The organism is Acinetobacter terrestris (assembly GCF_004331155.1).
GTDB classification, from domain to species: Bacteria; Pseudomonadota; Gammaproteobacteria; order Pseudomonadales; family Moraxellaceae; genus Acinetobacter; species Acinetobacter terrestris.
Genome location: NZ_SJNZ01000022.1, coordinates 22,635 through 45,571 on the forward strand (window position 1 = coordinate 22,635; position 22,937 = coordinate 45,571).

At 35.5% G+C, this 22,937-nt stretch carries 14 protein-coding genes and 4 pseudogenes; 4 read left to right on the forward strand and 14 right to left on the reverse strand.

Annotated features, from left to right (window positions below):
- Positions 1–49: 49 nt before the first annotated feature.
- The 11 genes and pseudogenes from E0H81_RS12090 to E0H81_RS12135 form a co-directional block, all read right to left on the reverse strand.
- Positions 50–2,926, reverse strand: a complete 2,877-nt coding sequence (locus E0H81_RS12090; protein WP_131319198.1) for a type I restriction endonuclease subunit R — start codon at positions 2,924–2,926, stop codon at positions 50–52.
- Positions 2,927–2,929: 3 nt separating this feature from the next.
- A complete protein-coding gene (locus tag E0H81_RS12095; RefSeq protein WP_131319200.1) occupies positions 2,930–4,048 on the reverse strand; it encodes a PD-(D/E)XK nuclease family protein in 1,119 nt (372 codons plus the stop codon).
- 8 nt (positions 4,049–4,056) lie between these two features.
- Positions 4,057–4,782 (reverse strand): annotated as a pseudogene (locus tag E0H81_RS16420) (restriction endonuclease subunit S); the annotation flags it as partial.
- A pseudogene (locus E0H81_RS16425) lies at positions 4,777–5,250 on the reverse strand (restriction endonuclease subunit S); the annotation flags it as partial. The pseudogenes E0H81_RS16425 and E0H81_RS16420, both read right to left, overlap by 6 nt.
- Positions 5,250–6,818, reverse strand: coding sequence for a type I restriction-modification system subunit M (locus E0H81_RS12105; RefSeq protein WP_131319205.1), 1,569 nt, complete (start codon positions 6,816–6,818; stop codon positions 5,250–5,252). The pseudogene E0H81_RS16425 and the gene E0H81_RS12105, both read right to left, overlap by 1 nt.
- Before the next feature lie 722 nt (positions 6,819–7,540).
- Positions 7,541–10,054: a DUF927 domain-containing protein gene (locus tag E0H81_RS12110; protein WP_131319207.1), complete on the reverse strand. Its 2,514-nt coding sequence runs from the start codon at positions 10,052–10,054 to the stop codon at positions 7,541–7,543.
- 10 nt (positions 10,055–10,064) lie between these two features.
- Complete coding sequence (locus tag E0H81_RS12115; RefSeq protein WP_131319209.1) at positions 10,065–10,550, reverse strand: Rha family transcriptional regulator; 486 nt, start codon at positions 10,548–10,550, stop codon at positions 10,065–10,067.
- A 2-nt stretch (positions 10,551–10,552) separates the two neighbouring features.
- Entirely contained in the window at positions 10,553–10,765 is a 213-nt protein-coding gene (locus tag E0H81_RS12120; RefSeq protein ID WP_131319211.1) for a transcriptional regulator, read from the reverse strand.
- 110 nt (positions 10,766–10,875) lie between these two features.
- Positions 10,876–11,847 carry a hypothetical protein gene (locus tag E0H81_RS12125; RefSeq protein ID WP_131319213.1) on the reverse strand — a complete coding sequence of 324 codons (972 nt, stop codon included), beginning with the start codon at positions 11,845–11,847 and terminating at the stop codon, positions 10,876–10,878.
- 103 nt (positions 11,848–11,950) lie between these two features.
- Positions 11,951–12,460, reverse strand: a pseudogene (locus tag E0H81_RS12130) (tyrosine-type recombinase/integrase); the annotation flags it as partial.
- A 251-nt stretch (positions 12,461–12,711) separates the two neighbouring features.
- Positions 12,712–13,470: a hypothetical protein gene (locus tag E0H81_RS12135; protein ID WP_131319215.1), complete on the reverse strand. Its 759-nt coding sequence runs from the start codon at positions 13,468–13,470 to the stop codon at positions 12,712–12,714.
- Between the two features lie 160 nt (positions 13,471–13,630).
- On the opposite strand from E0H81_RS12135, the pseudogene E0H81_RS12140 reads away from it, so the two are divergent.
- Positions 13,631–14,359: pseudogene (locus tag E0H81_RS12140) on the forward strand (exodeoxyribonuclease VII large subunit); the annotation flags it as partial.
- Positions 14,360–14,510: 151 nt separating this feature from the next.
- Positions 14,511–15,661 (forward strand): IS3 family transposase gene (locus E0H81_RS12145; RefSeq protein WP_244926537.1). Its coding sequence is split into 2 segments (ribosomal slippage): positions 14,511–14,751 and positions 14,751–15,661, totalling 1,152 coding nucleotides; the frame shifts between segments, so codons are not numbered across the junction.
- 175 nt (positions 15,662–15,836) lie between these two features.
- Here the strand turns inward: E0H81_RS12145 and E0H81_RS12150 are convergent.
- On the reverse strand, positions 15,837–17,384 hold the full coding sequence (locus tag E0H81_RS12150) for a hypothetical protein (protein WP_131319219.1): 1,548 nt from the start codon (positions 17,382–17,384) through the stop codon (positions 15,837–15,839).
- Positions 17,385–17,387: 3 nt separating this feature from the next.
- Positions 17,388–18,473, reverse strand: coding sequence for a nucleoid-associated protein (locus E0H81_RS12155; RefSeq protein ID WP_131319221.1), 1,086 nt, complete (start codon positions 18,471–18,473; stop codon positions 17,388–17,390).
- 891 nt (positions 18,474–19,364) lie between these two features.
- Here E0H81_RS12155 and E0H81_RS12160 point away from each other — a divergent pair.
- Together E0H81_RS12160 and E0H81_RS12165 are read left to right on the forward strand one after the other, a co-directional pair.
- A complete protein-coding gene (locus E0H81_RS12160) occupies positions 19,365–20,624 on the forward strand; it encodes an OmpP1/FadL family transporter (RefSeq protein WP_131319223.1) in 1,260 nt (419 codons plus the stop codon).
- Between the two features lie 330 nt (positions 20,625–20,954).
- Complete coding sequence (locus E0H81_RS12165) at positions 20,955–22,121, forward strand: OmpP1/FadL family transporter (RefSeq protein ID WP_131319225.1); 1,167 nt, start codon at positions 20,955–20,957, stop codon at positions 22,119–22,121.
- Positions 22,122–22,192: 71 nt separating this feature from the next.
- Here the strand turns inward: E0H81_RS12165 and thrH are convergent, their stop codons facing one another.
- The gene (gene thrH / locus E0H81_RS12170) at positions 22,193–22,810 is read right to left on the reverse strand and encodes a bifunctional phosphoserine phosphatase/homoserine phosphotransferase ThrH (RefSeq protein ID WP_067723937.1); all 618 of its coding nucleotides are present in this window, start codon (positions 22,808–22,810) and stop codon (positions 22,193–22,195) included.
- Positions 22,811–22,937: the final 127 nt, after the last annotated feature.

Here is a 22,937-nt window from a genome sequence, read left to right on the forward strand (position 1 = left end):
CTAATAATGGATACAAATTACTTTTCTTTAAACCAATAGCTATCTATATTTAAAACCCCAGATAAAACCTCTCAATCAACTGCCGTGTCTTGACCAGCAAGTTAGTGAAGACATTATCCCGTTCAAAAAGTTTTACTTTATAGTTCGGTAAATCTTTCAATTCTTCTTTACGTGGTAAACGATGCGTATATTCATAGTGATCGATTACTTCTTTCATCGCTTCAGGCTTTAGATTTTCCTGTTCACAAAGCTGTTGGTAAGCCTGCTCTTTTTCTATATCCCAAAATTGTGCAAAGGCATCCTGTACGCTTTGGCCGTTGATCATCTTAGGCATGTTTTCTTCAATGAATTTTTGGATGAGGTCTTGCTTATCGTGCAAACCAATATCGCTACTGATTAGATCGTAAATTTGCGCTTGGTACTTCTTACGCTTTTCCTCTGAATCTGTATCAACAACAAGCTGTAGAAGGTTGATGATATAGCCAACATTGATGCGGTCACTGTGCAGTAAATCCAGCTGAAAATCGACATCATTAAGTATCGATACTTTTTCTTTCTTAGTAGTCTTTCTAACGGCACGACATAAGTCAGCATACTTAGAGGCGAAGTTCGCGAAGTGCTGCTTATCCAGTTGTGTTTGGTCTTGGTCGTACTCAATAAAAGTTTGTAATTGCGCGTTATAGCGCATCACTTCACGAAAAGCTTTAATAAATTCCAGTTGCTGTTCTTCTGTGACGAGATCATCGACTGATTGGTAATTAGGTGTTAAGGCAAACAATTTGCTCACCGCTGCTTGGTAATCCTGTTCGATTTCCGCATAGCTGGGAACAAGTACAATTTTAGTTATTTCTTTATTTGAAAATAGCGCCAGTGCTTCATCCGTTGCACGTTTCAGATTGCGGAAACAGATGATATTGCCAAATGGTTTTTTATCATTGTAGACACGGTTGGTACGAGAAAATGCTTGAATCAATCCATGAAATTTTAGATTTTTATCAACATACAACGTATTCAAAGGTTTGGAGTCAAAGCCAGTCAGGAACATATTGACCACGATTAAAATATCAATCTGCCTGTTTTTTACGCGCTGTGCAATATCGCGGTAATACGCATAAAATTGATCACCTGAGTTGTAGTTAGTTTTGAACTGTCGATTGTAATTAGCAATGTAGCGATCCAGCTTATCCCGACTGGATGAATTGACCTGACTTGGAATATCTGCGGCTTCTTCATGAATCAAGCCATTTAAGTCATCAGTCGGTACAGCCTCATTTGCAGCGTAGGAAAAGATGGTTGCAATGGTCAAAGGCTTAAATATCCGACCTTGTGCTTCATCTTCAATTTGTTTTTCAGCCTGTACCTTTTCAAAGATGTCGTAATATTGGGTCAGTGTATCTACTGAACTGACACAGAACATCCCGGTAAATTCACGGTTACGGGTTTTTGTGTCATGCGTCTCGACAATATAGCGCGCAATCATTTCCAGGCGCTGCGGATTATCGTATAGCTCCCGGGTATCAATCCCTTCTACATCTTCAGCATAGCTTTCATTGGTTGCCATACCTTTACTCGTGTACTTACCCCGATAATCGATCTGGAATTGCAATACATTACGGTCACGGATGGCATCCACGATCACATACTGATGCAGACACTCATTGAACAGGTAGTCTGTAGTAAGTTTCAAGCCGGCTTTAGATTGACTGTTTTTCTCAAAGATCGGGGTTCCGGTAAAGCCAAACATCTGGGCATTGCGAAAGAACTTCTTGATATTCTGATGGGTTTCACCAAATTGACTGCGATGACATTCATCAAAGATAAATACCACTTTTTTATTTTTTAGATAATCAATGGATTCTAAATAACGGTCGGTGCTAATGGCCCGATTGAGTTTTTGGATAGTAGTTACAATCAATTTGTCATGACGTTGGTCAAGCTGTTTAACCAACGTAGACGTGTTATCGGTACTGTCCACACTCTCTGCTTTAAAGGCATTGAATTCTCTTGAGGTTTGCGTATCAAGGTCATTACGGTCAACCACAAACAGGACTTTTTCTACATCAGGCATTTGCATGATGATTTGACTGGCTTTAAATGAAGTCAGGGTTTTACCTGAACCGGTAGTGTGCCAGATATAGCCGTTCTGATCCGAGCTTTGTACATGCTGCACAATCTTCTGCACCGCATAAATTTGGTAGGGGCGCAGGACCATCAAAGATTTTGTGGTCTCTAGCAACACCATGTATTGGGTCAGCATTTGGGTAATATGCTGCTGATTCAGAAAAGTATCGGCAAAGTCGACAATTTCATTGATGTGTTTATTGCTGACATCGGCCCAGGGAAAGGCAAACTCGATGCCAGTCGTGCCGTTAGAATAATAACGGGTATTGGCGCCATTACTGATCACAAACAATTGCACAAAACTAAATAGTCCTTGTCCAGCCCAATAGGCTTCACGGGTATAACGCTGGGTCTGGTTAAAGGCTTCAGCAATTTCCATCCCGCGCTTTTTCAGTTCAATCTGTACCAAAGGCAAACCGTTCACCAGTATGGTCACATCAAAACGGCTGGTGCGGCCATTATAGTCACGGTGATCCACCGTAATTTGATTGGTGACCTGATAGATGTTTTTGCTGGGATCATCGGACAGAAAAAAGATGTGCCTGCTGCTGCCATCATCAAACTTGACCGGGAACAGATCGCGCAGATTCTTGGCCCGTTCAAACACAGTGCCTGTATTTAAAAAGCTAATGACCTGTTTCCACTCGGTTTCGGACAGGGGTGCAAGTCCATTGGCGCGTTCAATCTGGGTTTTCAGGTTCGACAGGAGCTGGCTTTCTTCCTTGAGCGTCACTGAGGCATAACCCAATTGCTGCAGCTGGCCAATCAGTTGATTTTCAAGTTGGTATTCGCTTTGTACTGCCATAACTTACCCTAATTCAATTTGATTTAATATTTTTTGATTTTCAATAATTAGCTCTGTTATTGCTGCTAAATCAAACTCATTAAAGTTCCAACAAATACTCAAATAACTCTCATCAGTTTGCTCATGCGTTTTTTTTGTATTTATCTGATTTTTATATTTACCTTTTTTTACTCTGGAATTAATAGTTTTTACCATTTCTTGATTTTTTTTATTTAAATCAAAACATAACCAAACTTCAGAGGCAGGTTTTTCATCAAAATATAAATATAAGGCGATATCAGTATTGGATTTGAATTTTGAATTTTGAAAGCGCCAAGCCTTTGCTTCCTTTTTATCTCGTCTCTCACTGACTACCTTATAATTTTTCTCCTCAAATACTGCCCCATATTCATTTAAAATATGTTGTTCAATTTCTTTATAAGCCTTTTCTCTTAATACAAATAACTCTTGAATCTCTTTATTATTTTTAATTACAAAATCAATCGTATTCATATCGGTCTCTAAAACTTCTTTCAAATTAATTAGATGTAATACAAATTCTCTAGCAAAAATAGTCCATTTACTCAAAGATCGTTCAAAGCTAGATTTACTTAAAGTTGTACGTATATGCTGTGCTAAATGTGAATAGGATATGCAGTACCAATTTTTAAATTTGGTTGTTCCATCTAAACAGATAACCAGTTTGATTAAGTGCTTATTTCCATATTTAGCTTCTTTTTTCCCCCACGCTTCATAGTGCGATACAGGATTATTTTGCTTATGGTTTATTTTTAGCTCTACTAAAATTAAGGTTTTTTCAGTCTCGAGCCATAAATCAATTCTTTTCTGATCGGCTACGGTCTGTTCAACACCTATTTTCTGAAAACTACCAAAATCTAAATCTTCTAACTCATCACTAATATCTTTTAATGAATTAATGAAACTTTCGTAGAAAATTAAACCAAGGTCATGCGCTTCATTTGGGTCAGTAAAAAATGCTAATAATTCAGTTGTAGGATTCTCATGATGCTTTCTAAAGGCGGTATCGAAGATAGTTGCCTCAGATTCTTTTGGGGTATTGAGTTTTGCCTCTAATAGAATTTTTTCATATTTATGAATCAATCTTTCTTCAGTATCTTGCATCACTCCCCCTACACAAACATCTGCTGTAACAAACCTTTTTTCCAAGTTTTAGCTTGTTCAATTTGCTGTACCACGACTTCAATTTTTTGGTCGATGGCAGATAGGAAATTGGCGATTTTGGTTTGTTCTTCTAGGCAAGGAAAATCAAAAGTGAATTCATTCAAAGTACCTGTCGTAATTTGGTTAATACGAGCTCCCAAATTCATCTGAACCTGTTCAAAAAACCACGGTGTTTGCATGAGGTAAGCAATAAAACGATTGTATTGACTTCGATAAACAGACATAAATGCACCGAATGTCATGACTTCATTGTCATTAATAATGACACTTTTTCCGATGAGCCTTTGACTTCCATTTCTAGTACAAATTAGAATATCATTTGGTTGAACAAGGATTTTATCTTTGATCTTTTTATTTACACGCACTTGATCTTTCTTATCCAATCGCCCATTTTTAATATTTGATGAACGCAAAACTAAAATGCCTGAACCATCATTCGTAACATCTGTTGGAGAGTAAGTTAATCCAATAATATTTTCACCAACTTCACCAAGCGTCTTACTTTTCCACTCTCCAAACTCACTGCCATCATCCGCTTTAAAACGAAGCTGCTGACTAAACAGCTTTTGCATCATGCCTTGTTTGTATTGGCTCAGTAGAGTATGTTTCTGCGTGAGTTGGCTGATCTTTTCATCCACGGCAGAAAGAAAAGCAGCGATTTTGGTTTGTTCTTCAATAGTTGTAATAGGCATTACTATTCGGTAAAAATCTGAATGATTCAAATCAGGAATAGTAGAAGCACCTGCATATTTTAAAATAAGATGCTGAGTTGTATCTTTTTTTAGAAATTCAATAAAGAAGTTTTTATTGATAATACTTCTATCAAAATCTATTTTAAAAAAATTATTATGAAAAGCACCCTTAACATCTGTAACAACTTGACCAGTATTACCTGTTCTTGTCATTAAAATATCATTTTCATCACAAATAACATTACGAGGAGGATTTTCAATAAAATAAGTGTTTTTTGCACCTTCTCTCAAAAATTCATTTGTAATATAGAAATATCTATTTTCACCATCATCTGTAAATCTATTTTCAATAGCAATTTGAAGACCTTGATTGATCTTGCAAATATTTTTTAAAGGCTTGATAGACCAATTCCTACCAAACTCTTTAAATCTTAACTTAGGCGAAGCCATTACTTCACCTCCGCAAAAGGCGAAGCAATTCCAAGCTCTTTGCAGAAATCTGCAATTACCGCATCGGTTTTTTGACTGTCTTTTTCAAGCTGTTGAAGCTGTTGGGCAATTACATCCAGATCAATCTCGGCTTCCGCTTCAAAGGTATCGACATAACGCGGAATATTCAGGTTGTAATCGTTGTCTTTGACTTCTTGTAAAGTTGCTACATGGGAATATTTTTCAATGTTTTGGCGGTTTTTAAATGCCGCAATAATATTGTCCAAATGCTCAGGCAACAGCTTGTTTTGATTCTTCTGCTTTTCAAAATCGTTACTGGCATCAATAAACAGAATATTGCCGCTATGCTCACGGTTTTTCTTCAACACCAAAATACAGGTCGGAATCGAGGTGCCATAGAAGATATTAGCCGGCAAACCAATAATCGTATCCACCACATTCAACTGTTCAATCAGGTACTGACGAATCACACCCTCACTGGAACCACGGAACAACACGCCATGCGGTAACACCACCGCCATGGTGCCATGCTCATCCAGTTGATACAGCATGTGCTGCACAAAAGCCATATCGGCTTTCGAGCTTGGCGCCAGTTTGCCATAAGCAGCAAAGCGTTCATCCTGTAAAAATAACGGATCGGCTGACCAGTTAGCAGAGAATGGCGGGTTGGCTACCACTGCATCAAACTTGTGCTCTAAATGCTGCGGTCGGGTTAAGGTGTTTTCCTGCTTGATGTCGAACTTGGCAAAATGCACATCATGCAAAATCATATTCATCCGCGCCAAGTTGTAGGTGGTACGGTTCATTTCCTGACCGTAGATCATATCTACGTCTTTAACTTCACGTTTTACCCGCAGCAACAACGAACCCGAACCACAGGTCGGATCATAGACTGAACGCAAGCGCTCCTTGCCTTGGGTGACAATCTTGGCCAGTAAGGTTGATACTGTTTGTGGTGTATAGAATTCACCGGCTTTCTTGCCCGCGCCTGATGCAAACTCACCAATCAGGTATTCGTAAGCATCACCCAGTACATCGGCCTCGGTATTGGAAATATCAAAATCAATATCGTCTAAATGACTGAGGACTTTAGCCACCAGTTCATTACGGTCACTGGCATTATTCCCAAGCTTGGTGGAGTTGAGATCAATATCTTCAAACAGGTTGGCAAAGTCATCGGCAGAGTCGGTGCCTAAAGTACTTTGTTCAATCGATTTTAAGGTCGCAGTTAAATCATCCAGAATGAATTCGCCCTGACGACCACGCTGTGCCAGTGTATGAAACAGCTGTTTTGGCGTCAGCGCATAACCGACTTCGGCAATGGCATTCTTTTTAATTTCTTCGATATAAGGTACATGCTCAGGATTTTGTTCATCAAGTTCAAGAAAGCTGACCTCTTCCCCATCCAGCACATCATTGGCAAAAGTAACCGACTTTTCCGATAAATATTTAAAGAAAATAAACCCCAGAATGTAATCACGGAATTCATCTGCCCCCATGGTTCCGCGTAAAGTATTGGCAATATTCCAAAGTTGTTTTTGTAGTTGCTGCAATTGTACTTGGGTCATGCTCAATCCAAATTTATCAGTATATTGTTAGACGCCGTATCTTAGCCTTTTCACATAATTTTCAAAACAATAACTTTCTATAAATTGTCATAGAAAAATTATCAAAAACAACAAATTTATCTACTTGATATGACCCATCCACATAAAATTTATTCACGTTTTTTATATAAGTCTCCTTATAAAAACTCACTCTCGTATTGGCATAAAACATCAATTAAAATTAGAATTGAATGAGTTAAAAAAGTGACGCCAACCTGAAAAAGTATTACTTGTAGCGTCAAAAAAAATATTAAATATTTTTAAAAAAATAATTAAAAAAATTAATATTTATATTAAATTTTAAATACTTAAATTAAAAATAAAGTTGTTTAAAATAAAAAAAACGCCACTATTAAAAAATCAAATAATGCAAAAAACGTGGGTTCAAAAATCTGTTAAGGGATGCACAAGTCTATTCAAAATGGTGTATCAAAAGTTACATTTTCAGTAGTATTTGATCACTTATCAAAGTTCTTAATTCACTATAAAAAAGCCTCAATGCTGGGGCTATATCTAATAAATCAGAGATAGACTGTTTTTTCTTAGGCAACATTTGCAACCGGGGCAACAGTGTTCATTTTTGTAGCTTTCAGGCTGTTGCCTCTTTCATTTTCATTAGGCAACATGGGCAACACAGATCAGCTATTTGCTTTAGTTAATTCATTTGTTGCCTTTGTTGCCTTTTACTTTTCTATAAGAGCAACATGCTCAAAACCTTTATTTATAAGGTTGTTGCCCTTGTTGCCTTTGTTGCCCTCGATATTATCCATATCCCAACTAAAGATAGATTCCTTAACGGCATATACTCTTATTGCTTTACTTCGATTAGGCAATCGAACTGTTTTAGTATTTTTGCCTGTGTCATGTTCTAAAAGGCTATAGGCAAGTAAAGCTTTTGCTACTTTTCTGCTGTCATATCCCTTACAGATTTCATTCTTGAACTGCTCAGGCAATACATAAAATATCTTTTCGCCGTTCTCTATTTTCCAATAGCCCACACGGTTATTAATGCGCTCGATGTTGTCAGGGTTAGGAGTAATCGCCTCAAAACGGCTAGATTCGTTCGCCTCAAAAAATGCTTTCACATGAGCAACAATTTCTCTATCCTCATAATCTCCAACTTGTTCAAAGCCTCCCAACCATTGATTAAAGACTTTCTGTACCGCGTCAAATGCTGCACCTGTTTTCCAGCCTGTAATATTGGCTTTTGTTGCTAGCTCTCCAGCAGTTGCAACAATTGCAAAATAATTCGCTACACGAGCAATATGTCCTTGAACATGTTTACCCGTTAAAGCATCTCGATATTGATCTAGTAAAGCCCTAGCATCATCAATAGCCTGATTCTTATCATTGGTAAGATATTCAAGCCATGCAATACCAGCAACACCGTTGCACTCTGCCATGCGGTTAGTTAGCTCAGTTGCCTGCTTTGCTCCATCCTCTGCAAAGTCTATACAATCAAATACACCATACTCAGACTGATCTATATCAATATCGGCTAGGCGTATTTCTTGTCCTAGCTTGGTCTTTTGTCCTTGTTCTTGCATGATGTCTTTAAGGCTTTTTTCACCACTAGATAAGAAAATAACTTTCCACTGGTGAATAGCTCTTGCTGTTATTTGCTTAGTCATTCGTGCCTTACCTGAACCATTGGCAAGCATATAAACAATATTTCCCAGCTCTTTAGGGTTCGCTATCTCCCCAATTTCATCTAGCCCTAAAAAACCATCATTATGCATATAAGCTGTATGCTCTAAAGCGTTTCCTGTCGCTAGCCATGTTCTATAGAACTGTTTTGGATCACCCCATACAGAACAGGCTAGATTAAGCGCTGTACTTTTCCCTTTAGATGAGCCGCCTTTAAGGTGAAAGCCTCCACCTTGCTGGTTAAGAGGGTCTAACAATTGGCCTGCAAATGCCGTACACAATGAAAAAACTAGGAGGCTATGACTCTCCACCAATTGCGCTACATTGCTTCGCCACTCTGCCAATGCGCCTTTACTTTGATATCGGTTATCCAAGCTGTTATTGGATTGATAAACAATTAAATCGCCGTTTCTGTTCTCTCCAATCTGTTGATGAGGTAATACAAATACTTCACCATGCCAGCCAACACGATCAACACATAGAGCAAATTGTCCTGTTTGATAACTCATGAGATAGCATTGAAATAGGTTTCTTGCTCGTTGGTCAGGTGCAATCATGACACCTTGATAGGCTAAGGCTTTGCGTAGATCTGCGCCGTCTGTTTGGAATAGTTCCATAGATAAGGCTTGTGTATGGACTGTACTGCTATCATCTGTCCACTTGAGTAATACTCCCCAATTATTACTAGAATCATCTCTAGTTTTGGCAATAACCAATACAGGACTTGAGATAAAACGCTTTTGAGTTATTCCATTTTTATCTTCTTCAACGAAAAATAGCCCATCCTCCGTGATGTGGAAATATCCATTTCCCCACTTCATCGGCTTGGCTAAATACCCTTTAGGCAAAGTATTTTGTTTTGGCAGTAATGCTATAGCTTCATCAAGAAAGGCTGTTATTTCTTCTTTACTTTCATCGCGCGACAGCTCTGTAATAAATTCAATTTCCTCAATACATTGATATTGGTTAATCAATCTAACTGCCGTGTTTTGTTCCAACTTTTGAAATAGCTCTGCCTTGATGTATTCAGGTCTAACAGGTAGATATAAATGTTTATATCCAGCCTTTGATAATTGATTAATTACATATTGGATTTGCTCAAAATCAAACGGCTTGAGTTCTGTTAGAACGTTATTGCATAAGGTAGATAATACGACTAAGGCAACGGCGTAACCTGTTTGGGCAATTTTAAAAAATGCCTCGAGTGAATAAGTGATAATGACAGGCTTATCTTTATGCAGTTCACCGTAGTAGGCAAAACCTTTTCCTATTCTCTCTGGAATAATTTTAACGGGCTGTTTGTCTTGCAATACAGCACATTGCACCAATTCAAGTTCCGAGTTGAATACAGGTAGAATCAAGGGCCGGTTATATTGAATCTTATCTATAATGACGACATATTCATCTACATAAATTGTTTGCTTAGGATTACCAAAGCGCTCTATGACAGGATGATGCAATAAATCATCATTCTGTGGATTAAGTTTCGAGCAATTTATTAAAATGTCCTCAGGCTTTTCTAGGCTTGGGACTTCTTGAATTACACTCATGATTGCCTTCTTATTCTTGTTCATTATTCTTAAACAGGTCGAGCTGTAAGCGTTTTTTTGAACGTTCGATTAGATCTAAAAAAATAGGTTTGTCACGCTTCCAAAACACCATATTTCGCGCTGATTTACTGACATCATCTTTTCTTAAATTAAAACGCTGACATATATTATTGAACTGCTTAAATTCACTCTGTAGATACTTTTCCATTTCATTGAATGTCTCAATGTATTGAATTTTAAATTCAGTAGCGTCTTTACCAGTAAAGCCCATCACTAATAAAATAAAGCCATCTTTTGTGATGAGATAACTTGGTTGTTTCTTGCCTTGCTGATCGATGTAATAGGTGTATGCAAAATTGTGCAGCCGAAATTCTTGAGAACATTTCAAATTTTTGATTGCTCGTCTGACTGAACTTGGACGTTTATTAAATGCTTTAGCAATAAGCAAGTCAGTCGTTACTACTTGACCATTTTTAATGGAGATAAGTTCTTGCATGATTAAGCTTCCTCTTTAGTAGAAGATTTTTGGCTTTCATGCCATGCGATGAGTTCAGCATAATCAAAGTAGACTGGTGCTTGCTTAGCAGTGCCCTGTTTTATAGCTTTTGGAAAATTTTCATCTGTACGGACAATATGACGTAAGGTTTCACGGCTAATATCTAACAGCTCACATGTTGTTTTAAATTGAAGACGGATAGGTTTAATAGTCATAAAAAAGCCCATATATGAAAGAGTATGGGCATTATTATTTTGATTTTTAATATATTGCTCTAAATAGAGTCTATTTAGAGCAATTAGAGTCTATTTAGCATATTTAGACTCTAATTAGATTTTCTTAGCTCATTTGCTGTCTTGAATAAATTTCCACAGGTGTCCTTATTAGGCAATTCCAAATTATTAATGTCACAATAATTCTTCAATTTTTCATATGCAGTAATGTGATTAGACAAATCTAATTGGGCTTTATTTGCTAAAGCAAACACTATTTTATTTATTGAATTCAATCTCTTAGTGTTTATTTTTACTTGTTCTTTTACTATTTCACCGCGATCACTTTCGAATCTTAAAATATTTTCAATAGGCTCTCTATGTTTTCCATCTAGAAGTAACTGTAGGTCTTCCCCAAATATCAAACATTCTTCTTTTTTTATTTTCCGATCAGAGAATTTTTCTTTATCATCATAACTCTCAGCAAATCTATTGAACCAAGAGCCAACTACCCAATCTGATATTTCATCTCCATTTTGAGGGATATAGCCAAACCCATCTTCTTCATTAAATATAAAATATATACTATTAGTAGAAGCTGAATAAAATATATGCTCATAAAGTTGAAAACCCCTTAATTTATCAGCATACCTAAAGAAAAATAAATCTTTTAATATATCTTCGGGTATACAGAACTCGGAATTCTGTAGCGAATATAAATTATCAAACCTTGCATCACTAAGCTCTATTTCATCCCTAAAATATAAATTTCTAACAGAATTATTATTTAGAATTAGAATTGAACCATCTTCCTCAATAGTATTTAAACAATAGTTCAGAGATTTAATATGTTTAATTGATACTTTAGGATCTTCAACTTTCTCGTACCAATCAAAGTCTAATGTTCCATCTACAACACTGTTATTGTTATGTGCTAGATTTTTAAAAAGGCCTAGTCTTATGTACCCTTTTGATCCAAGTTGGAAAAAATAAGATTCATCTATATCATATCTCTGTGGGAATAGACCACGAAATAGATTTATAGCTTCATCTATTTTATAAAATGTTTTTAAAGGTAAATTCATATATGTCCTCTAAGCCCTATAATAATTTGCTAGCACTAGTAAACTGAATAAAAATAATATTTTTTATCAACTGTCTTTTAGATTACTTATTGGATAAAAACAATCACTCTATTTTCTGAAATTTGATAACGCTTTGATCTACAATTTTTTCTAAATAGTTCGCATACCATTGCATCATCTGTTTACGATCTTGTAGGTATTGGGCCTTATTATATACTCCTGCCACACAATCCTTTATATGTGCTAAAGCAGCCGCAATATGCAGATCATCAAAACCGCAATTGTTTAGCAGAGTACTGGCAATATGCCGAAAACCATGTGGCATTTGTCTGCCCTCATACCCCATACGGGGTAAGGCCATAATAAAAACGGTATCTAATTTAGGTTTGTTTTGGTCCAATCTACTTAGAAACAAATAATCAGAATTAGTTTCATAACTTTTTAATTTTTTGAGTAATTCAATTGCTTGAGTCGATGATGGCACAACATGCTCACGACATCCCTTCATTCGTTGCTCAGGGATATTCCATAAACCTTGCTCTAAATCAAACTCATCCCAAGTTGCCCATCTTAACTCACTTGGTCTGCAAAATAACATGCTCAATAAGTACAACCTGATTTATATATTTAAAGTTGGAGAACAATCTTCTATTTTTTGGAGATTTTTATCATCCGAATTTTGATTATCTTGTTACAGCAAAATTCTAAGTCTTGTTTCGCTTGCACTTTGTCTGTCATGGGTGCAACCAATAATAAGCAAGCGTTAAATTAAAAGGGTTTGTATTCCAATAGTGGAAATTTTTTAGATAATTGTTTAGTGACAAAATTACTTACTATTTTAAAGTAATGTATGTAAAAAAATTATTATATATTTAATTCCTTCACAAAATTTATAGGACCTTTAGAAATAAGTTCATATTTTTTACTTCTTAAATTCCATTGTTGAGATTTGATCGCAAATAATTCAATCTTTTCAATTAAACTATAATACTGAAATGGAAAACCTTTATTTGGAGATTGGATAAGCTGTATAAGTATATCTGCAAACATATTAAAAATTTGAAACCAAACATCTATTTTCACATAATCAACTTCGGAAATTTTTGTAGTAGCCGCACTATCCAATGCCAGCAAGTTGCTCTTATAAGCTACAGACCATTGACCATGAACTAATTTATTCCTTAAAAGTGAGGGTTCTTTTAAATATTTTTTTGTAATATATCGAAGTCTCTCATTGCAATCCTCTTTAGTTACTCCCCCATTAACAGGTAATGTATTTTTATTTAGAGCAATCTCAATAGCCTTTAACCAAGCAGAAATAACATTATTTTTTTTTAAATTTAGTACAATACTTACCTCATCCTGTGTGTAGGAATTTGGAAGGTATAGTAGTTTAAGTAACATTGCTTCTGTGTAAGAGGAATAAATAATAAAATAAGATTTAGTCAAAAACTCGATTACTTCTAAATCCAATCTTTCAATTTCATTAGAATCTGGTGGATTGCTAGCTTTTAAAGTTCTATTAATTATTCTTTTCAAGTTTGATCTTGAACGATTTAAGCTTTTAACATTTTGCACCCACCCTTTATATAAAGGGTCATTATGATCATTAACTTTTTTCATCACACCACTTTTAAATTTTTTGCTGCTTGGATTCGAACCAAGGGCCTCTTAACACACCTTATTCAAAAATTTGAATAAAATATATTAAGCGCTCTAACCTTACTGAGCTACAGCAGTTTAAAAATTTTAATAAAAATACGAAATTAAATCAACAACTTTTAAATCAATCTCAGGTTTAGGGGACTTAAAAAATATGCAGATGCTTTAGATCAGGCTGGGGTCTGTCACTTCGTTTATCATACCGCGACCTTTCAAGGGAATACTGCCGCAGTGAGTATTATCGATGCCTTGGGTAAAAGTTTACGTCAATGGGCTTTAAACTTTGATACTGCTCCAGACCTGATTTCTATTATTCGTAGGGGTGTGGTGAATGATCTGGTCTATCTAAATGGCTACAACCTAGCCGCCCTATTCTGTAAACGTTCAGTTCCGATCTGGGCCAGTATTGGTCATGAAAAAGACCGAACCATTCTAGATGAAGTGGCTCACCGGTCTTTTGATACGCCAAGTAAAGTCATTGGGGGTATTCGTAATCTGATTGTTGAACGCACTCAGGAAGTACCGGGGATGCTCTACAGAAGATTAAGCTTTTACCTCAGCATCAAATCACGGCGTATCAAGGTCAAAATAATCGATACATGAGAGTGATCAAAACGCTTGCTCATGGTCAGATTAATGATGCAAATAAAGCGTTAGGTATAATGAAAGATACCACACAGTACTTTTAGCACAGCAGAAAATCAAATTAGCCTCAAATCAGGTTGGATCATTGATGCGTGAAACCCTATTACAGAATCCACAAAATGTGATGGCCAAAGGTTACGGTATTGTTCGTAGCCAAGGCAAAGCCATCCTATCCATTCACCAGGTATCAAATGATTCTATTTAAGTGGAATTACAAAACTGTTACTTGTACAAATTTTAGTAAAAAAGAGAATAGTTAAATGCTTTTGGGGGATTTATTTTTTATTTGGTGTGAATAGCCACCAATTTTGTAGACACTCTTTAGTTAGATAAAATGGCTAATTAACGAGGTGTTTATGAGCAGTAGCAAACGATATCCTGAAGAATTCAAAATTGAAGCAGTAAAGCAAGTGACTGAAAAAGGTCATAGCGTGGCTGAAGTTGCCGCACGTTTAGGTATAACCACGCATAGTCTTTATGCCTGGATTAAACGTTATGATCCTCAACAGCCTAAAATCACAGAATCTGGTGATCCACTTGCGGAATTGGCAAAGCTAAAAAAAGAACTTCAAAGAGTCACAGAAGAAAGAGACATATTAAAAAAAGCCGCGGTGTATTTCGCAAGCCAGTCCAGGTGAGGTATGCCTTTATTCAGGACAACCAGCGTATCTGGCCGATCCGTCGTTTGTGTTCAACTTTAGATGTTCATCACAGTGGCTATTACGCATGGTTAAAGCAACCCATTAGTAAGACTGCTCAGAAACGGCAAGAGCTTTCAGGATTGATTAAACAATTCTGGCTCGAATCTGGTGGAGTTTACGGCTATCGTAAGATTTACTGTGACTTAAAAGACATAGGTGAAAGTTGTGGAATCAATCGAGTCCATCGGTTGATGAAAGTGGGTGGTCTTAAATCACAACGTGGCTATCGTAAACCTAGAGTACATACTGGGACTTCAGCGGTTGTGGCTGAAAATACTTTAGATCGGCAGTTTAATCCAACTCATCCCAACCAACTGTGGGTGACTGACATTACTTATATTCGTACACATGAAGGATGGCTATACCTTGCTGTGGTGATTGACTTATTTTCACGTCTTGTTGTTGGTTGGTCTATGAAATCGAGAATGACGACAGATCTGGTTTTAGATGCCTTATTGATGGCTCTATGGCGAAGGAAACCGAAGAACAAAGTACTCATCCACTCAGATCAAGGTAGCCAATATACAAGTCATGAATGGCAAGATTTCCTCAAACATCATAATCTGGAAAGTAGTATGAGCAGGAGAGGAAATTGCCATGACAATGCTGTTGCTGAGAGTTTCTTTCAGTTGCTAAAGCGAGAGCGTATTAAGAAGAAAATTTACGTATCGAGATCAGATGCTAGAGCAGACATATTTGAATATATTGAAATGTTTTACAACTCGAAACGACGACATGGTTCCAATGGTCAGCGTTCTCCATTAGATTATGAAAAGGCCCATCAAAAGATGGTTACGTGTGTCTAGAATTTTAGTGGCTATTCAATACTTTAATATAAAGCATTAATAAACGTATAAACTTAACATTTACTTAACCTTAATTTAACCCTTTTTCGGGAAATTGATCGAAGTCTTAGAAAATTGACGAAATGCTGTATGTAGACCATTCATAAAAATTGAGCTCTAAGCGAGATTCTTATACTTAAGATGCTAATTGTAAAACTACACCTATACAATGAAGAAGTTTTTTCACCCAAGGAAATGTTATTTGATTGTATATCAATATCCAAACTATCAACATGGCAGTATTAATTCCGACCCACCAAGATGTATAATAACTTTTTTTAGAATCTACATAATTAAATTCTCGTTCTTGTGATGATCTATTATTAACATCTGATTGAGTAAGAATTTTCTTTAAATCTTGCTCATTTAATAAGTCTTTATATCTATTTTTTATTTCTTCATATTTATCACCCAAACGATTCTTTTCGATTTCAACTTCGTGACGAGCAAATATAATATAAATGTAAGATAATAATATGAATGCTATTCCAGCAATAAATATAGAAATGTCAACTTTAGGATCAGCAATAAATTTAGTAGATCTTAAAATCACCGAAGACATAAAAAAAGCAACAAATGTCCACATGCTTGTTTTAAACATTGTGAACATATCTTTGACAATACTTGAGGCCTTATCTGCTTGAGAATGTAACATATCAGAGATTTTATTTTTTACTTCAATATATTGCTTCACATTACTTTTAAGATATAAATCATATCCTGATCGTGCAGAACTACATGTACCTATCTCTAAAGTAGAAATATCTTCTCCAACGACATGTATTGAAATTACATTTCTAGCTATACCAATTTTATCTGTAAATGGACCATCGCCATATGCCCACTCATAAATCTCATTTAACTCATTAATTATTTGAGTATCTAAAAATCCCTCTGTTTCACACTGTAATGTTTTGTAACCTTTAATTTTAAAAGAAATCTTATTATCATTTTTAATAGCAGAGTAATCACTCAAAAAAATAAGCAATAAGATTGTTTTTAATCTATTAAATATTTTTTTTAAACTCTCATCTGCCAAGTTTATATCAAAACACTCAGGAGTAAACTGAAATGCAACAGCATTAACAAAGTGACTTACTTTGTCTCTTAACTCTGTACGAGTATTAATTTTATCTTTGCTATTTGTATTACTAAGCCATTCATTTAAAGTTTGTTTATCAAACTCTTTAGATGCATCAACAAAGTAAAAGTAGTCGTTTGAGATTACTGGAGTGCTTTCTAATACATAAAAGATTAATTTTTTTGTACTGTTAAACTTTCCTGAAATTTCGCTTAAAACCTGTGTAAGATCCAATCCATTTAAATATTTATAAAGTGTCTCTTTATGAAAAATATAAACTAAATCGCCCCAATCTTTAGATTCAAACTCAAATTTAGTCAAATCTTCACTACAATAAGAATCAAAAAAATTTTCGCATTTACTTTCGAATTCCTGAAAAGAGTTCGATGAGTAATATTCAGTATCATTTTCCCCATTCTTTAAACTTAAATAAACACTTACTCCAATTTCATTAAAACGCTCAAATAAAACTTTTAAATTTCCTAACAATGAAGAATCCACAGCCGATAGAGAACCTTTAACGCAGAACCGAGTAAGCGTTTGATCAATTGTTAACTCTTGGATAACACCTAAAGAGTTAACACATTCGGCAAAAATAGACATTCTTTAACTTCCAGTATCAGTACTAGGAGGATTTTTCTTAAACTTATTGTAACCTTTGTCAGAGTATATTTTTACGAATTTTTGTCCATCCTCATCTTCTCCCACGTCAAGTTTTGTCGCGAGATCATCAATATTTTGAGTAATCTTTAATTCGAAAAACTCATCAATCACTATTGTATTATTCAATTTAGCATTTATAGCTTTAACATCTATATCAAATTGAGTATCAAAGCCTTTTACACCTTGACTAGGTAAGTTTTCGAGCTTCTCAATGAACTGTACTAACTTTTGACCATCCAATTGATCATTAATTGGTTGATATTGCTTAACTTTATCTACCAAATCACTAAAATCAAAGCTCTCTTGTCTAAAACTCAAAATCACTTGATTACGTAAAAAATAATAATCTTGTTCAGAAATAGGTCTAATCTTTTGTTTTAATAATTTATCAATTTCACCAAATGCATTTTTAGTATTCTCTGTTTCATCTCTAACTACAGATGCTACCAAAAAATCTAACTTCCAGTATTTAGAGATTGTTGCATTAGTATCTGATAGTAAGAGGCTTGTAATAGTATTGATTTGATTAAAAGTAATAATTGCTACCTTTTGCATACGAGTATCTAAAGGTAACCCGGTTTTGAGTCTCATAACTTCTTCATCAAGAAATGTATTGTCATCAATTTTAATTAAGGCTATTACTTTACTGCCATTCATCAAACACTTAACTTGTAATAAGCATCCCTTACGGATAGTACTTTTTAATCTCTCAATTTCAACTTGAGTATTTTTTTCAACATCTAATAATTTAATTGCATTATCTAAGCTTTTCTCCCCCCATTCAGTCTTATTGAGATTTCCAGACATTTCTATTAAATTTTTGACAACTCGCTCAGTAAGACTTTTGAAATGAAAATATTGTCCTCTAATTTGCTGTTGCCCTTTAGGTGGAGTAGTAACTTCTTTAAGGATGTGCTCTACATAGTTTTTTACATCTTCCTCACCACCCCCAGTAATATTCCTTAATAGAGGAGCAGGTTCAGATACTGAAACGGAATGAAAAGAAAAATTTTCAATGCTTATCGTCATTATTATGTCTCAAAAAATTAGCTAGATATTTGATTTATAAATATTCTAGCTTAAGATAGGTCTTTTATTAAATAAAAATGTTCTTATTAAATAGAAATGGGGGATTAATGGGGGATTAATTAAATTTAATATAACAATATTTGTTTTACATCATAATCTTAAGTTAACAATATGACTCCCTCTTTCGATTCGAACCCACGTCCCTTTGGCATTTCAGCAATACAAAGTACTTAAAGAAATAAGGATATAAATAGGGATATAATTAAAAAACATGAAAGCTCAAACACTACAACGATAATTATTATAGCTTAAAGTTCTATTCGCGCAGGGCGCACAATCTCATTTTATCGGAAGCCAGAACAATCATATAAATAATCTCTAAAAATTTAGATTGCTCTATTTGATCAATGTTAAATCAATTGAATTTTTATGACTTTTTTAAAACCTTGAATAAACATAAAAAGATATAACTTAAAAATATCTGTAAATCTTTAAAATTCAATATATTAAGATCTTTCATCTACCCAAAAATTCATAAAACCGAATAATGTGATATAGACAATAAATTATTACTACACTTTTCACAATAAATGATTATTTTTTAATCAAATGAAAATCTAAATTAAATTTCAATTAATTAATATTAGTTTATATTTTTCAATATTTTATATATGCGCCACTCCCCAACTTTAGATTAAAAACTCTAATAAAGTCTATTTTTATACTTATTTGTTTTTCTAGAGCATTTACTCTTTTTTTTATTGTGTTATTTTTGTCACATGGAGTAACAAATGATATCTGGTTAAAAGACCAATATCACCAAAAAAGAATGCTAAGCATAAATAACATAAATCTGCAGTAAAAAATTTGTACCTCAAGGAAAGACAAAGAATGAAATTAAAAACTCTTAGTACCGCGATTCTTCTTGCAACAGTGCCAATGACAGGTGCATTCGCTGCTGCTTTGGACCGTTCAGGCCAATCTATTGCAGCATTCTTACAACCAGGCAACTACTTTGAAGCGGGTATTTCTGTTTTAGATCCGAATGTTTCTGGTCTAGATGCAGCTGGCAATTCAACAGGTGATATGGCGGGAGATTATTATTTCCCAAGTGCTGCTCTTAAATTTCAAGTAACAGATAATTTTTCATTTGGCCTATTATATGATCAACCTTTTGGTGCTGATGCAGAATATAACCCAGGTAGTATTTTTTCAGTAAACCCAAATGAGGTTGTGGCCACTATTCCCAATCCTGCTGCACCGGGCGGGATTGTTCCAGTTACAGCAGAAATGGCAGGCGTAGCTAATCAAGTTACACGGGTTGAAGTTAAAACTCAAAATTTAAGTTTCTTAGTCGGCTTCCAGCCAACTGAAAATTGGAATATTTATGCTGGCCCAGTTTACCAAACTGCAAAAGGTAATGTTTCTTTAAGAGGCGCTGGATATGGTGGTGCTGCAGCATTTGGCTCATATGATGCTAATATGAAAGAGGATTCTGCATTAGGTTGGATTGCTGGTTTAGCTTACCAAATTCCTGAAATTGCATTAAAAGCATCGTTAACTTATCGTTCGGAAATTGAACATAAATTACAAGCAACAGAAACTGCAGGCTTTGGAAGTTTAGATCTATCTCTTAACCCATCATTCGCTGCTGGAAAAACTGATGTCACTACCCCACAATCTGTGAATCTTGATTTCCAAACTGGCATCATGGCAGATACAGTAGCATTTGCGAATGTACGCTGGGTAAACTGGGAGGACTTCTCAATCCGTCCAAACTATTTTGGTCAAGCTGCTGCTGCAAGTCCTCTTGTAGGACAAGCTATTAATTTAGTTGATTACTCAGATGATCAATGGTCTGCAACTGCTGGCGTAGGTCGTAAATTCTCTGAACAATGGGCTGGTAATGTATCAGTAGGTTGGGATTCTGGTGCAGGCAACCCAGTTACAACTCTAGGACCTACAGAAGGTTATTGGAATGTAGGCTTAGGTTTACAATTTAGCCCAGCTACAAATTACTTTATTGCTGGTGGTGTCAAATACTTCATGCTTGGTGATGCAACTGCCAAAACAGCACTTAACAATAATGTTGGTAAATTTGAAGATAATGATGCATGGGCTTACGGTTTAAAAATCGGCTACCGCTTCTAAAACCATTAGATAAATGAATTAAAAGACCATTGTTCACAATGGTCTTTTTTACATTACATCACCTGTTTTTCTAACACTACAATCTATATGTTTTAAATTTGATCAAAAAGAATTACTTGTGTGACCCTATTTTTTTAAGCTTATTACTCTATTTTTTTACTTATAAATCATTAATATACAAAAGTGTTGTTAGTACTTTTACTCTATTCAAGTTCATTTTTTGAATTAGTCAGTTCATTTTGCGTCCACTCCCCTACATTTACTCTTTTTTTATTTATGTTACTTTCCCGTAACTTTTAAAAAGATGAAGCGACTCAGGGAAAAGAATCTATGAAGCTTACAGTAATTCATTCAGCTATTTTACTCAGTTTAATTCCAACTACAGCAACTTTTGCTGGTGGTTTAGACCGTTCTGGACAGTCAATTTCAGCTTTTTTACAACCAGGTAACTATGCTGAAGCAGGTATCTCAGTTTTAGATCCAACTGTTAAAGGTTCTTCTACTGTACAAGGCTTTGAAGGCGAAAAAATTAGCGATATGGCTGAGGACTACTATTTCCCTTCTGCAGCAATTAAAGTACAAGCAACTGATAAAATCTCACTTGGCTTGATTTACGATCAACCATTTGGTGCTGATTCTCAATATGCAGCAACTGCAGGTTCATTTGGTAATGGTACAGAAGGTACTTCTGTTGAAGTTAAAACTAATAATTTAACAGCACTCATCGGCTATCAGCCCACTGAAAACTGGAATTTTTATGCTGGTCCAGTTTGGCAAACCGTAGAAGCCGACATTAAATTACGTGGTGCAGCATATGCAAAACCTCCTGCAGGAACATTAAGTGGTTATAATATTAACGTAGAGCAAGAAGAAGCTTACGGTTGGTTAGCTGGGTTTGCTTACCAGATTCCTGAAATTGCTTTAAAAGCTGCCGTTACATATCGTTCTGAGATTAAACATAATGCTAAATCTAAAGAAACATATAACTTAATTCCGGGTTTTGCTTATATTGATGAACTAGAAGCTATTACTCCACAATCAGTAAATTTAGATTTACAAACAGGCATTTCTCAAAATACTTTAGCCTTTGCAAATCTTCGTTGGGTACATTGGGATCAATTTGCAGTAACACCTTCATTCCTAGCTCAAACTACTGCTGCATTAGGAGCTAAACAAAATCTAATTGATTATTCAGATGACCAATACTCAATTACCACTGGCCTTTCTCATAAATTCAATAGTAAATGGGCTGGTACTGCAGCGATTGGTTGGGATTCAGGTGCAGGTAACCCTGTAACAACACTTGGTCCAACAGAAGGTTACTGGAATGTCGGTTTGGGTGGTCAATATAGCCCTGCTGAGAACTACTTCATTCAAGCGGGTGTAAAATACTTCTGGTTGGGCGATGCTCAAGCTCAAACTGGTGGGTCTGTAAAAGCTGACTTCACTGATAACCATGCAATTGGTTATGGTATGAAAATCGGTTACCGCTTCTAATTGCGTTAAAAATTAGGATTAAACAAGAAAGGGCGCTTATAGCGCCCTTCTCTTTTGCTTAAAACATTGAATTAAGCTGGAATATCACGAACTGATGCATTGCGAATGGCTTCTTTTAATGCTTCATAACCGTGAATAGGTGGGAATTGCGGAAATTCAGCAATTACATTTTCAGGCGCATCAAACAAGAAACCATGGTCGGCTTCACCCAGCATCGTGGTATCGTTATACGAATCCCCCGCTGCGATCACGCGGAAGTTCAAACCATGCAAAGCTTTCACCGCTTGACGTTTTTGGTCTGGCTGGCGAAGTTTATAGGCAGAGATCATACCCGCTTCATCAGTTTCCAATTTATGACAGAAAATTGTTGGCCAATCTAATTGCTTCATGAGTGGATGAGCAAATTCATAGAACGTATCTGAAAGAATAATCAATTGAAAATGAGTACTGACCCATTTTACAAATTCCTTTGCACCTGGGAATGGTCCCATATCTGCAATCACTTCCTGAATATCATTCAAGCCTAAACCGTGCTCTTTTAAAATATTCAGGCGCTGTGTCATCAACACATCGTAGTCTGGAATATCACGTGTAGTTGCTTCCAATGCTTTAATTCCAGTTTTTTTGGCGAAGTTAATCCAAATTTCTGGAACTAATACACCCTCAAGATCAAGACATACGATTTCCATGGGTTCTCCCAACATCAGTGAAAAAATTTTGCGTTATCATAGCTTAAAAATTGATATTCGATGTGCTGTTTTTTAAATCTGTTTTATTCATAAGTATTTATTTTTTAGTGATAAGCATACTATTTCA

What these genes read in the sequence shown, in the direction of transcription:
- E0H81_RS12155 (WP_131319221.1), bottom strand. Translation starts at nt 18,473, where the DNA reads ATGACGATAAGCATTGAAAATTTTTCTTTTCATTCCGTTTCAGTATCT.
- E0H81_RS12095 (WP_131319200.1), bottom strand. Translation starts at nt 4,048, where the DNA reads ATGCAAGATACTGAAGAAAGATTGATTCATAAATATGAAAAAATTCTA.
- E0H81_RS12160 (WP_131319223.1), top strand. Translation starts at nt 19,365, where the DNA reads ATGAAATTAAAAACTCTTAGTACCGCGATTCTTCTTGCAACAGTGCCA.
- E0H81_RS12125 (WP_131319213.1), bottom strand. Translation starts at nt 11,847, where the DNA reads ATGAATTTACCTTTAAAAACATTTTATAAAATAGATGAAGCTATAAAT.
- E0H81_RS12135 (WP_131319215.1), bottom strand. Translation starts at nt 13,470, where the DNA reads ATGAAAAAAGTTAATGATCATAATGACCCTTTATATAAAGGGTGGGTG.
- E0H81_RS12120 (WP_131319211.1), bottom strand. Translation starts at nt 10,765, where the DNA reads ATGACTATTAAACCTATCCGTCTTCAATTTAAAACAACATGTGAGCTG.
- thrH (WP_067723937.1), bottom strand. Translation starts at nt 22,810, where the DNA reads ATGGAAATCGTATGTCTTGATCTTGAGGGTGTATTAGTTCCAGAAATT.
- E0H81_RS12105 (WP_131319205.1), bottom strand. Translation starts at nt 6,818, where the DNA reads ATGACCCAAGTACAATTGCAGCAACTACAAAAACAACTTTGGAATATT.
- E0H81_RS12090 (WP_131319198.1), bottom strand. Translation starts at nt 2,926, where the DNA reads ATGGCAGTACAAAGCGAATACCAACTTGAAAATCAACTGATTGGCCAG.
- E0H81_RS12110 (WP_131319207.1), bottom strand. Translation starts at nt 10,054, where the DNA reads ATGAGTGTAATTCAAGAAGTCCCAAGCCTAGAAAAGCCTGAGGACATT.
- E0H81_RS12150 (WP_131319219.1), bottom strand. Translation starts at nt 17,384, where the DNA reads ATGTCTATTTTTGCCGAATGTGTTAACTCTTTAGGTGTTATCCAAGAG.
- E0H81_RS12115 (WP_131319209.1), bottom strand. Translation starts at nt 10,550, where the DNA reads ATGCAAGAACTTATCTCCATTAAAAATGGTCAAGTAGTAACGACTGAC.
- E0H81_RS12165 (WP_131319225.1), top strand. Translation starts at nt 20,955, where the DNA reads ATGAAGCTTACAGTAATTCATTCAGCTATTTTACTCAGTTTAATTCCA.